Below are 11,857 nucleotides of genomic sequence, written 5' to 3' on the forward strand. Positions count from 1 at the left end.
CATTTTTTCATAAAGAGATATTGCACTTTTATTCTCAGCAATCGCTTCTAAGGTAGCCACGTCTATATTTATCTCCTCGTAGATGCTGAGCAATTCCTTCATCAGTAGCTTCCCTACTCCACGTCCACGCCACTCTGGTTTAATTGCGGTTCCGCCATTCCAGGCTACTTTTTTACCTTTAATTATTCGCCAGCCAGTCAGAATAAAACCAATAGGTTCCTCGTCTTCAAAGGCCACAATAGATAAATCAGGAGAAAGCTCATCCTTGCCTAACCGTTTCAGAAAAGAGTTGGTATCGACCTGAATATCAACGAAATATTCAGAAAACCCTGCGTTCCAAAGCTGCACCGCTTCTTCAAAAGTAAGCTGACTCAATCGTTTAAAAGTAATCATCTTCATCCTCCTTTAATCAATAATAAGCAAATCCATAAAGAAACGATGCTTCTAAATTTGAAACTATCTCACAAAAACAAGTTTATTCTCTCATTGGATTCTTCTTTGTTCAACTAAGTCTGATAAAAAAACTTATTTATCAAAAAAAATTGAATGAATATTCCTTTATAATTAACAATGAGAAAAAAGCAAATAAAAAAGGAAATACGGCTTCTCCCATATTCCCCTTACACTATTCACTGCTTCATACCTTCTGAACAACTCTACAGCCTCGACTTACAAATTGATAAACACTATCCGTAAGCTCCATAATATCGTAATTTTGGTCGTTCATCACCCAGTTAGTCATCAAATCATCGACAACTCCAAAGACCATTCTACGGGTTACTTTAACATCTAATTGAGGGTCAAATTCTCCATTTTCAATACCCAGCTTTAATATCTTATCAATCATAGATAGATAATCCTTTAGGATCTTGTTAATTGTGCGCCGTACTTCTTTGTCAGAATGCCTCAATTCTAATTGAGTTACCATAGCAAAATGAGGATTATTCGAGAATCGTGAAAAATGACCTTCTACAAATACTCGTAGCTTATCGGTCGCCTTAGTCGCACGATCTATATCAGGAGACATTTCTTCTAGAAACTCTGTAATTTTATCTTCAAATAACGACAACAAAATGTCTTCCTTATTTTTAAAATATAGATAGACGGTACCGTCAGCAACGCCAGCTCTTTTAGCAATCTTTGACACATGGGCCTGTTGAAACCCATTTTCAGCTATAACTACTGTTGCAGCCTCAATAATCTTTTTATACTTTGGCTTTAATTTCCGCACTTTGAACCCCTCGCCTACTGATAGAGCTATTTATCAATCTCCCATTATTTTAGACTATTATAACAAACCTCCCCCACCAATGTTTATTAAAAGACAAACCAAAGTCCGCTTTCCCAACTATCCCGAGAATCAGCCCATCTTCATATAACTTCCCTAATTTCTCTATGAAGGATAGTGAATCTAGAAAAATTTTGATAAGTAAAAAAGCCCTCTCCTAGATGCAGAGAAGACTTTTATACGACTATAGTAAAATAATATAAATAACCCCAAAAATACTAACCATACCTAATCCAAATAGTAAAGCTATTCCTTGCACGTCGAGATTCTGTTCCTTCCACCAAAGCTGCGCATATCGCTGACACTGAATGCGTATCCACTCCATAGAAAGTCCCCCTTTCTCTCAACATATTCATTAGAGAAAAAGAAGAGCTAGACGTTTAACTGATAACGTACACCTATCTTTCTTTATGCTTGCGGTTCCTTGGAATAATGCTCAACAATTTGTTCACGTAAAGCACGTTTTAGGAATTTGCCTACAGATGTTTTAGGAATCTCCTTCACAAATAGTACATCATCTGGTAGCCACCACTTCGCAAATTTAGGTTCCAAAAAGGCAAGAATCTCGTCCTTTGAAACGCTTTGTCCCTCTTTTATTACCACGCATGCTATTGGTCGTTCTCCCCATTGAGGATGAGGTACACCCACGCATGAAGCCTCTAATATGGACTCATGTCCCATTAAAGCATTTTCCACATCTACAGAAGAAATCCACTCCCCTCCACTCTTAATTAAATCCTTTGTACGGTCGACTAGCTTCACAAAACCCTCTGCATCCACAGTAGCTACGTCTCCCGTATGTAGCCAGCCATCTTGGAATGTCTCTTCACTACGTTCATCTTTATAATAGCTATCCGCAATCCATGGGCCGCGAATTAACAGCTCACCCATCTCTTCACCATCCGCCTTCACTTCTCCATGAGGACCAACTATCTTCATCTGAAGTCCAGGAACCAGCGTTCCTTGTTTGCAGAGAATATCTAATTTTTCTTCTTCAGATAGCTCCGCCTCCTGATAGCTTTTTAACTTAGAGCATGTAACCAACGGACTGGTTTCCGTCATCCCATAGGCAACATAGAAGGGAATGTTAAATTTTTTGCGATACGTTTCTACTAAACTGCGTGGGGAAGCAGATCCACCACAGACAACTGCTCGCAAACTTGAGGTTTCGTATCGGCCATTCTCTAATTCCTGTAAAAGACCTAACCAGATCGTTGGTACTCCCGCCGTAATACTTATTTTTTCTGTTTCAATCAGATGAGCTAAGATTTGAGGCGTAAAACGTGGGCCCGGCATCACCTGCGTACAACCAAACCAGGTAGCAGCAAAAGGAAAGCCCCACGCATTTACATGAAACATGGGAACTACTGGCATTGCAATATCTTGTTCAGCTAATGCTAATGTATCTGCTAACCCTAGAGACATGGAGTGTAATACAATTCCTCGATGAGAATAGATAACACCTTTTGGATTCCCTGTAGTAGCAGACGTGTAACACATACCTGCTGGATCGTTCTCTTGGATGTCAGTTGGATATTGATAGGAAGGGTCTGCTTCGTTTAACAGCTGTTCATAGGAATAAAGAGGTTCTAGGCTGGAGGCAGGCAATTGATCGTGATCAGTCATCAGTACATATGCCTTTACAGTGTGTAAGTGATCTTTTAGTTGCTCGATTAATGGAAGAATGTCATCATCTATCAACAATACCTGGTCTTCTGCGTGATTGATGATGTAGACGATGTGTTCAGGAGATAAGCGGATATTAATGGTATGCAATACCGCCCCCATACTAGGAATGGCAAAGTAGGCTTCTAAATGTCGGTGATGATTCCACGCTAGAGTCCCTACTCGTTCTCCACGTTTAATACCTAGTGATTCAAGTACGCTAGCCAAACGTCTAGTTCTCTCTGCAATCTCTGTGTAGGTGAATCGATAGATACCCGTAGATGTACGTGATATTACCTGTTTTTTGCCAAACATTTTTTCTGCTCTTTCCATCATAGGCGCAAGTGTTAATTGTGCATTCATCATCGCAAACTCCCCCTATTCTTTTTGCTTTTGGGACCGGAGCTCTTCTAGTTGCACGAACCGCCTTAAACGTTTGCTTCTGAATATTCATTCTTGCTAATTCTTGTTTTTCCTTTCCCAAGTCTTAAAGAAAGTTGTAGAATAGTACAGATAAACAATTGTATATTTCTGCCACAAAAAGGAGAATGTTAGCTATGGAGATTATTGTTAAAATATCTACAGAACAGCAATGGAATACTGCCCAAGAGCAAGGTACATATCTGCATCCATCCCTAGACACGGAAGGATTTATTCACTGTTCTACTCCAGAACAATTTGAAGGTGTTGCTAATCGAATCTACAAAGGACAACAGCATCTACTGCTCTTAGTGATTGATCCTACTCGACTTAGCTCGGAATTAAAATATGATCTAGCTAAAGACGGCCAATTGTATCCACATATTTATGGTCCTCTCAACTTAGATGCCGTCATTCGAGTAATATCGTTTTCATCTGACAAAAAAGGATATTTTTCCCTACCTGCCGAACTTTCTTCCTTGTAACGAAAGTAAAGTTATAAGAAGGGAAGTGTCAGAATGAACCCCGTTCAACAATTTTTTGTCAAGCAAGTGCCTTTTGCAAAAACCATTGGAGTTACCATCACACACACATCACCTGGTGAAGCATGTGCTCAGCTCCCCTTTTCACCTTCTAATGTAAATCATGTCGGCACCATACATGCTGGTGCCCTATTTACGTTAGCTGAATCGGCCGCTGCTGCTTCCATTTTATCCACCTTTTCTGACTTAGTTCCTCATATTCTGCTACTGGTAACCAAAAGTTCTATCGAATACTCTGCACCAGCTCAAGGTGATATTGTAGCGATAGCTTCCATTTCCAAAGAGACAGAACAATTGGTTCGTAACACACTTGTACAACCCAGCGATCGGATACGTTTTACAGTACACACTGAAATCAAGCGTGAAGGTACCGATGAAATAAGTGCATTGGCTCACTTTGAGATGTATATGAAACGTAACGAAGACGGTAGACAATAGGGCTATCAACGTTACTAACACTGGATGAGACAGGTCGTGAATGATATGAATTTATTTTCTTCCGGTAACGATACGTTATTTCAGTCACTTATTGCCGAATCCCCGTTAGGCATCATTAGCGTAGCGGATACTGGTCACATCCTTAGCTGCAACCATGCAGCCAGTAGCACGTTTGGCTACCGGGAAGAAGAGATCATCGGCAAATCCTTCCCTATCTTATTTCCAACCATTCATGGATCTACCTTTCATTCTTTATTTCAACAAGAAAACCAATCTATTCCGTCCTATAACCAGGAATGGATTGGTCTACATAAGAATGGAGCTAGCTTTTCCATAGATGTACACACAACAATTATCACAAATAGTACTCCACGAATTCTTGCTATCTATATCAAACAAAATCAGGACCAAAAATCGGATCTTTATCAATCCTTGTTTGAGCAGAATCCCTTCCTTGTTTATTCGACGGACTTACAAGGCAGAATTTTCAGTTTAAACCATGCGAGCGAACAGATTTTAGGCTACTCCGCACATGAATTAATTGGCCGTTCTTATCAAGATTTAATGATGTTTGAGGAAGATCGAACAGCTGAGAGCATCCGATTCCGTCGTGTTCTTCAAGGTGGACATTACAAGCTAGAGATCCCCTTTTGCAATAAACAAGGGCATCTCATCTACATTTGCCTGATTAGCTTTCCTAAAGTATTTGAGTCACAGGTAGTAGGTGTCTATTTTATGGGGTTCGATATTACTGCTCGAAAGCAAACAGAGCGTGCCCTCATGATGGCTCAGGAGGATTTGAAAAATACGCTCCAAATGCAAAAAGGTATGACCTTTAAATTCATTAAATCTGGTAAGGAATTTATCTATACAATGGCAGATGGGGAATTGCTGTATCGTCTAGGTCTCACACCAGAATACGTAGTAGGTCGACGTATGCAAGATGTGCTCCCGTATCTACAAAGTAAACGCAGCTACTACGAAAGGGCTTGGCAGGGAGAAACTGTTACCTACGAAGAAAATGTAGTAGGTGTCTGCTATGTAGCTTCCTTACGCCCAATTATCCGCAATGATCGTGTGGTCGAGGTAATCGCTTCATGTATTGATATAACTGAACGAAAAAAAGCAGAAGAAGAACTACGCTCAACCAAAGATTTACTTGAATCTCTGTTTACCAACTCAACCGATGCGATTTATGTCTTGGATTTAGATGGTACTGTATTACGTATAAATCGTGCCTTTGAAAAAATGTATGGTTGGAGTAGTGAAGAAGTGATTGGTCGTCCTTTGCATGAGTTTCTGCCAAATGATTCACAGCAGATGATTTTCGTTTGCCGTGATAATCAGGAAAATAATTACATCACCAGTTATGAAACACATCAAGAGCGAAAAGATGGTAGCAAGCTCTATGTCAGCTTAAGCCTATCTCCTATTCATGATGTGACTGGAAAAATTGTAGGAACAGCAACTATTTCACGGGATATAACAGAACGAAAAGCAACCGAGCAACTATTACTTAACTCTGAAAAATTGTCTGCTATCGGCGAACTAGCTGCTGGGGTAGCCCATGAAATTCGCAATCCCTTGGCAGCTCTACGCGGATTCGTACAATTGCTACGTTCATCAGTAAAGGATTATCAACCTTATTTTCAAATTATGCTGACGGAATTGGATCGTATAAACATGATTGTTAGCGAACTCTTAGTTCTATCAAAACCGCAAGTATTACGTTTACAGCAAAAGAGCCTGCATCAGCTGTTGACCAGCGTTGTTCTGCTTTTACAGACACAGGCAATTATTAGCAACGTCCAGGTACTATTAGATTTTGGTGATGACGATCCCTATGTAGAATGTGAGGAAAACCAATTAAAACAAGTATTTATCAATTTACTTAAAAACTCATTGGAAGCAATGGATAGTGGTGGCATTATACAAATTTCGGTAAGTACAAAAGAAGATAGTACTTATATTCAAGTTATCGACCAAGGTTGTGGAATTCCTGATGAGCTTATCTCTCAGTTAGGACAACCTTTCATCTCTACAAAGGAAAAAGGAACTGGGCTGGGTTTAATGATTACCCAAAAAATCATAAAAGAGCATCGTGGTAATTTGTCTATAACTAGTGAAGTAGGCAAAGGTACAACAATCACAATCCGTCTACCACTCGCTCCCCCCCAAGCTTCTAAGTAATAGCGGTCAGACGTATTACCATGCATGCCAGAACTACATGCTTCCTTGGAGTTCCTCTATGATCAATTAATTAGAGCCGATTTCGCCAATCTTGTAAGAGTAAGAGGAACGGCTCTTATTTTTATCACCCTCCTAACAATTAATAAAGACTAGTATTGAACAAAAAGCTTTCATGACTTAAAGTAAAGATAACGTTTTCCTTTTTCATCCTTAAATGGAAGAGTGTGCTCCAGTTTTTAAGAAGGCAGGGTGGTTTTTTTACATGAGTAACTTGAAAGCTCTCCCGTTCTTTTCCTCTGTATCGCATCAGGATATCCTTGATCATCTACCAACAGGAGTCATTCAGATCGATAGTAGAGGAATCATCGTTTATACGAACAACGTTTTACTCCAATGGATTGGGTATGCAGAGACAGAATTGATTGGTAGGCCGCTACAAGAGTTTTTTCCTGCTTTTACACTGAGAGATTGCGAAGACGAGAAATCCCCTATTGAACGGCATTATGAAATCAACACGATAGATAACGGCTCGCTTTATGTAAAAACTTTAATTCAGTCCTACAAGAAGCAGGGACAAACGGCTCATCTCCTTCTCATTAGAAAGTTGGGCAAAAAAACGAAATGGCGTAAAATTTTCGAAAAGTTCAAACAAAATCATGCACATCTTTTACCTGACGATGCTTACATGACCCTAGATATTACAGGGGCTTTTCGAGATGTGAACGAGAAATGTAGTGTCTTAACTGGCTACACTGGGTCTGAATTATTACAAAAAAATGTCTATGACCTGCTACAACCAGATTATTGGAATGAAGCACATCATATCTATGAACGCCTTCAAACAGGGACTCCATTTGCAACTACTCTTTCCATCCGGCATAAAAAAGGACATCCCGTGTGGATACAGGTTATGTTTCTCCCCTTGCTTGCCTTAGATCAAATCGTCGGTATGCAGGGAATGGCAAAAGAAATTTCACACGAGCATTTGTTAGAGGAAGCATTATGGGAAAGCCAACTTAAGTATCGAATTCTAGCAGATTATTCTTCAGATCTCATTACTTTTCTAGATTCACGCGGTAAAGTAGTCTTTGTTTCTCCCTCCCATGAACATATATTCGGACACCCTCTGCAAGACTACTATCAACAACACCCATTTGACTATCTTCATCCTGATGATATCCCTCATTTGCGCAAATGGTTTTATCATATATACGAATCAAAACAATCGGATGCTGATCCTATAGAATTCAGGGCCAGACATCATGATGGACACTTTTTATTTATTCGAATTTCCTGTATTCCCATGCTTAGTAAAGACGGAGATATTCTAGGCTTTGCCATCATCGGAGAGAACATACACAATCAAAAACAAACCGAGAACCTCTTACGTCAATCTGAAAAACTCTCCCTTATTGGAGAATTAGCTGCTGGTATAGCTCATGAAATTCGCAATCCGCTTACGGCTTTGCGAGGATTCACTCAGCTTTTGCAAACCCACCCTGAAGACAGCAGTAAATATACAGACATCATGCTAAAGGAATTAGATCGCATCCATTTTATTGCAAATGAATTATTACTGTTAGCTAAACCACAGGGATACCAATTAGCAACAAATGATATCCTCTCTTTATTGCAGGATGTGATTACACTATTAGAGTCGCAAGCTATATTAGCTAATGTCACCATCTCTACTCACTGGGAAACAGATATTCCCTACCTTCTCTGTGAAGCCCGTCAGTTAAAGCAAGTATTTATCAATCTTATTAAAAATAGTGTAGAAGCTATGCCCTCTGGAGGTTGCATACATATTGAGGTAAAAAAACTAGAGCAACATGTAGTAATCCGCTTCTCGGATGAAGGCTGCGGTATACCTCTGTCTACACTAGAAAAAATAGGAAAACCATTCTATACAACCAAAGAAACCGGAACTGGACTTGGGCTCATGATTAGTTCCAAAATTATTCGTGAGCACAATGGCACCCTACAGCTACGAAGTGAAATGAATCAGGGAACTACCATTGAGATTACCCTACCCTACATGTCATAGTAACAAGGGAATTCTAGAGAACATGAGGCTTTTCATTTTTCAGAGATAGGAGTCTCTCTATCCCTTGTATAACTGTTACCATAAAAAAATCACTCCCTAGTCAATACATAGGGAGTGATTTTGATTGCGTCTAAATAACTTTTTTTACTTCTTCTCGGTTTCCTCGAAGACAGGTTGTTCAATTTTACTGATGTATTTAATATCAGCATTTTTCACTAGAGTATGGATCCATTGATCAAAAAACTCTTTTTTGTGTTCACTCATTGCCTTCTCTTTTACTTTATCTTTTACATTTTCATAAACAGCGTTTTCACCAAATTCTGTTTTATGCTGTTCAAAATATTTCTTAATTTCTTCGTCTTTCAATGGAATGGATTTAGCAAAGGCATTCTCAGAAAGCTCGCTCATCTCTAAATCCTTACGCATGTCTGCTTCCGTAATTTTCTTGCGGTCTAAGAACTCCTCAAATTCTTCTTTCGTGCCCCAGCTTTTTTTAATTTGTTCTATTTCAGCATCTATTGCTTTCTGGTCGACCTGTACCCCAAGCTTTTTCGCTTCTTGTCTTATAACGATTTCTTTGATTGCATTTTCCATAACCTTTTGCTGACCTTTAGGGGTAAAGCCATTAATTACACGATCTTTCGTGATTGCCTCACCATTAACAGTAGCAACTGCTGGTTCTTTTGTTTCCTGCTTACCTGTCACGCCTAGTATAACTAAACCTACTACTAGGATTGCAATAGTAAGCATGGTTGCGTCAAATTTTTTCATCATTCTACTCCTTTTGCCATTCTATACTTTCCTTCATATTCTTCACCTAGTGTAACATAAAAGAAATGAGAACTTGTGTAAAAAATATGGAATCCGTGTAAGAAACTCAAACAAAAAACAACCTAACCATGTCAGGTTGTGTAAACTTCTCCTGTTATGTTTCTTAGGAAATACTGTAATCCTATGAATGGCGACGTAGCAGTTGAAGTTGGACAATGTAGGTATCTAGCTGTTGACTTATATGTACTACCCGTGAATCGACAAAATTACCTTTTTCTTTATAAGCCTGAATCATGTCTGATCGTAAAATTTCAATTGTTGATTCTAACGTTACCTCTTCCATAACACCCTCCACACGTATACTTTCCTTACTTAGTATAGGTATGTTTCCAATTGTTTACTAGTAAAACCTTTCGACTTTCCCTGTAAAAACATGCGAGAGCTTGTCATAATTACTCGCATTTCCCTAATCAAAAAAAGTTTACTGAGATGCCTTACCTATTTTCGAGAGAAAGCGCCAGCATTTTCTACTAAACAGACTCTTTCGACACTTTCCCTCTCATTGTTTAGTTTCCTAATATATCCTAATTCAGTTAGTCTAGCAATTGTTTTAGATGCTCGCTTCGATCCCACTCTTTTTGTAAAAGTTCCTCCAAATCACTAACAGAACCCTTTTTATACATACCGTACCGAACCATTCTTCTCACTCCATGTGGAAAAGCTAAGTCATGATACAGTATCCATTGATCCGCCTGGGACAGAGCATTTTTAGATAAATATTGGTCTATTAAGGTAGTAAAAGCTTCTCTGCTCCACTGGCTCTGTTTTTTCACAAGCAAATTCACCAACCGTTCCAAATCTTTAGAGGGAAAATCATGACGGGTAAATTCCCAATCAATGACCCAAAATTGCCCTCTTCGTTTAAAGACATTCCCCCGATGAAAATCACCATGACAAATCCATTGTTCGGCAACTGATCGGTATTTCAAATTAGCATAATAGCTAGACCTTTGTAATGCTTGGTAAATCTGATGACCAGCCACCTGAAAATATGGGAGATACTCACACATCACCTGTTTTCGTTCTGAGGAGCGGTTCTTGTTTCTTTCATACCATCGTTTCAAATAACGAAGTCCTGATTGATATTGTTCATCCCAATTATTCAATCCCATGTATTTTTGGCTCATGGGAGTACTAAACCCATAAGATGCACGATGCAATTGGCCTAATAAAACACCACGCTCCCATATATTATCTACGGTGGTTTCACCCATGTTCGGATCAGCTGATGGATCGCCATAAATGTACTGTTGCATTAAATAATATTGATTTTCCCAAGTAAAATAACGCTTTCCATCGGCTGTAGGTAAAACAATTGGAATATAGATACCAGTATTCCGAATTTGATCCTCTACTGCTAGGATAAACAGTAATCGTTCCTCTTCCAGAATGATCCTCTTCAGGACGTAGTCTCCCTTTGATGTTTTCAAATGGATTACGATCGTTCTCCCCGTATCATGCAAAATTTCTGTTTCTAGGATTTGCATACAATACGTATGTTCCACGGCTTTCCTTAAATCCGTGTTCAACAGAATCACATCCAATCTGTTCATTCTCTTTCATCATACGCCGAGAAGATGAGAACGGATGGTGAAAACAGACGGAAATAAGCACCCATTTTTTCTTCAAAAAAACTCTCCATCACCTATCGTGACAGAGAGTTTAAAAATGTAAGATGAGTAGTTGGTTTTAGCTTTGGTTGAAGCATAGCTTGAAGTGAAGCTTTAGGATGGATTTCTAGGCGGTGAAGAGTATACATGCCTTGCTTCTGGGTTGTCTTACTAGGTACAGTTGTAAACGCCATTTTATATCCCACTTCGCGTACCGTTGGCAACATAGCACGATTAAATCCTCCATATGGATAAGCAAGGATGTCTATATTTTTATGTAGTTTAGCTTCCAACATGGCCTTGGACAGAGCTAATTCCTGATAAACAGCATCAGGTGATAATTTATCTAGATGAGCATGCGTCATTGTATGTGATTGAAAGTCAATTAATCCACTGCTGTGCATTTCGTTCATATGATCCCAGGTCATAAAGGAAGGTCTTCCTACTGAACCAGCTGTAACAAAGATTGTCGCTTTTTGCTTATAGGCTTGAAAAATTGGATAGGCGATCAGATAATTGTCATCATACCCGTCATCAATTGTTATCACAACGGCCTTGTCTGGCACAGGCTTTCCTTCATTATAGTATTGAAGTAATTCAGTTGCTGTCAAAGTCTGATATCCTTCATCATGTAACCATTTCATTTGTTCCTCAAACTCTCTAGGAGGTACGCAGTACGGATTATCCGGCTTATCCGCGATGGAATGATAAATCAATACAGGAATCCCCTTCATTGAGTATACGGCTCCCACAGAAGCTGGAAGTATCAACATCAATGCAATTACTTGCAAAAATAAAATCACTTGCTTCATCAAAACATCTCCCA

Annotated in this window: 12 protein-coding genes (1 of these 12 only partly in view); 4 read left to right on the forward strand and 8 right to left on the reverse strand. The window is 39.2% G+C overall.

Annotation, left to right across the window (positions count from 1 at the left end; translation table 11 throughout):
* The 4 genes from BrL25_RS06590 to BrL25_RS06600 all read right to left on the reverse strand — a co-directional run.
* Window positions 1-393: the 5' end (the start) of a GNAT family N-acetyltransferase gene (locus BrL25_RS06590; RefSeq protein WP_018673785.1), read on the reverse strand. It extends 504 nt beyond the left edge of the window; 393 of the gene's 897 nt are visible here — the first part of the coding sequence; the start codon lies at window positions 391-393; the stop codon falls past the left edge of the window.
* A 244-nt stretch (window positions 394-637) separates the two neighbouring features.
* Window positions 638-1,231, reverse strand: coding sequence for a fatty acid metabolism transcriptional regulator FadR (locus BrL25_RS06595; RefSeq protein WP_018673784.1), 594 nt, complete (start codon window positions 1,229-1,231; stop codon window positions 638-640).
* 241 nt (window positions 1,232-1,472) lie between these two features.
* Window positions 1,473-1,613, reverse strand: coding sequence for a hypothetical protein (locus tag BrL25_RS25135; RefSeq protein ID WP_018673783.1), 141 nt, complete (start codon window positions 1,611-1,613; stop codon window positions 1,473-1,475).
* Window positions 1,614-1,696: 83 nt separating this feature from the next.
* On the reverse strand, window positions 1,697-3,319 hold the full coding sequence (locus BrL25_RS06600; RefSeq protein WP_018673782.1) for a long-chain fatty acid--CoA ligase: 1,623 nt from the start codon (window positions 3,317-3,319) through the stop codon (window positions 1,697-1,699).
* A 191-nt stretch (window positions 3,320-3,510) separates the two neighbouring features.
* On the opposite strand from BrL25_RS06600, the gene BrL25_RS06605 reads away from it, so the two are divergent.
* From BrL25_RS06605 to BrL25_RS06620, 4 genes are all read left to right on the forward strand, one after another.
* A complete protein-coding gene (locus tag BrL25_RS06605) occupies window positions 3,511-3,858 on the forward strand; it encodes a DUF952 domain-containing protein (protein WP_018673781.1) in 348 nt (115 codons plus the stop codon).
* A gap of 33 nt (window positions 3,859-3,891) precedes the next feature.
* The gene (locus BrL25_RS06610) at window positions 3,892-4,353 is read left to right on the forward strand and encodes a YiiD C-terminal domain-containing protein (RefSeq protein WP_018673780.1); all 462 of its coding nucleotides are present in this window, start codon (window positions 3,892-3,894) and stop codon (window positions 4,351-4,353) included.
* Between the two features lie 45 nt (window positions 4,354-4,398).
* Window positions 4,399-6,543: a PAS domain S-box protein gene (locus tag BrL25_RS06615; protein ID WP_026315334.1), complete on the forward strand. Its 2,145-nt coding sequence runs from the start codon at window positions 4,399-4,401 to the stop codon at window positions 6,541-6,543.
* 262 nt (window positions 6,544-6,805) lie between these two features.
* Window positions 6,806-8,590 (forward strand): PAS domain S-box protein, encoded by a 1,785-nt coding sequence (locus tag BrL25_RS06620; protein ID WP_018673778.1) that lies wholly within the window; start codon window positions 6,806-6,808, stop codon window positions 8,588-8,590.
* A 144-nt stretch (window positions 8,591-8,734) separates the two neighbouring features.
* Here BrL25_RS06620 and BrL25_RS06625 read toward each other — a convergent pair whose 3' ends face one another.
* From BrL25_RS06625 to BrL25_RS06640, 4 genes are all read right to left on the reverse strand, one after another.
* Window positions 8,735-9,361: a SurA N-terminal domain-containing protein gene (locus BrL25_RS06625; protein ID WP_018673777.1), complete on the reverse strand. Its 627-nt coding sequence runs from the start codon at window positions 9,359-9,361 to the stop codon at window positions 8,735-8,737.
* Window positions 9,362-9,542: 181 nt separating this feature from the next.
* Window positions 9,543-9,704 (reverse strand): aspartyl-phosphate phosphatase Spo0E family protein, encoded by a 162-nt coding sequence (locus BrL25_RS06630; protein WP_003340731.1) that lies wholly within the window; start codon window positions 9,702-9,704, stop codon window positions 9,543-9,545.
* 250 nt (window positions 9,705-9,954) lie between these two features.
* Window positions 9,955-10,974, reverse strand: coding sequence for a phosphotransferase (locus BrL25_RS06635; RefSeq protein WP_236847675.1), 1,020 nt, complete (start codon window positions 10,972-10,974; stop codon window positions 9,955-9,957).
* A 92-nt stretch (window positions 10,975-11,066) separates the two neighbouring features.
* Window positions 11,067-11,843, reverse strand: a complete 777-nt coding sequence (locus BrL25_RS06640) for a polysaccharide deacetylase family protein (RefSeq protein WP_018673775.1) — start codon at window positions 11,841-11,843, stop codon at window positions 11,067-11,069.
* Window positions 11,844-11,857: the final 14 nt, after the last annotated feature.

Source organism: Brevibacillus laterosporus DSM 25, assembly GCF_002706795.1.
Lineage (GTDB): Bacteria > Bacillota > Bacilli > Brevibacillales > Brevibacillaceae > Brevibacillus_B > Brevibacillus_B laterosporus.

Excerpts from the sequence above, each read along its gene's own strand:
- BrL25_RS06625 (WP_018673777.1), bottom strand. The coding sequence starts at position 9,361 with ATGAAAAAATTTGACGCAACCATGCTTACTATTGCAATCCTAGTAGTA.
- BrL25_RS25135 (WP_018673783.1), bottom strand. The coding sequence starts at position 1,613 with ATGGAGTGGATACGCATTCAGTGTCAGCGATATGCGCAGCTTTGGTGG.
- BrL25_RS06605 (WP_018673781.1), top strand. The coding sequence starts at position 3,511 with ATGGAGATTATTGTTAAAATATCTACAGAACAGCAATGGAATACTGCC.
- BrL25_RS06635 (WP_236847675.1), bottom strand. The coding sequence starts at position 10,974 with ATGAACAGATTGGATGTGATTCTGTTGAACACGGATTTAAGGAAAGCC.
- BrL25_RS06615 (WP_026315334.1), top strand. The coding sequence starts at position 4,399 with ATGAATTTATTTTCTTCCGGTAACGATACGTTATTTCAGTCACTTATT.
- BrL25_RS06610 (WP_018673780.1), top strand. The coding sequence starts at position 3,892 with ATGAACCCCGTTCAACAATTTTTTGTCAAGCAAGTGCCTTTTGCAAAA.
- BrL25_RS06600 (WP_018673782.1), bottom strand. The coding sequence starts at position 3,319 with ATGATGAATGCACAATTAACACTTGCGCCTATGATGGAAAGAGCAGAA.
- BrL25_RS06640 (WP_018673775.1), bottom strand. The coding sequence starts at position 11,843 with ATGAAGCAAGTGATTTTATTTTTGCAAGTAATTGCATTGATGTTGATA.
- BrL25_RS06630 (WP_003340731.1), bottom strand. The coding sequence starts at position 9,704 with ATGGAAGAGGTAACGTTAGAATCAACAATTGAAATTTTACGATCAGAC.
- BrL25_RS06620 (WP_018673778.1), top strand. The coding sequence starts at position 6,806 with ATGAGTAACTTGAAAGCTCTCCCGTTCTTTTCCTCTGTATCGCATCAG.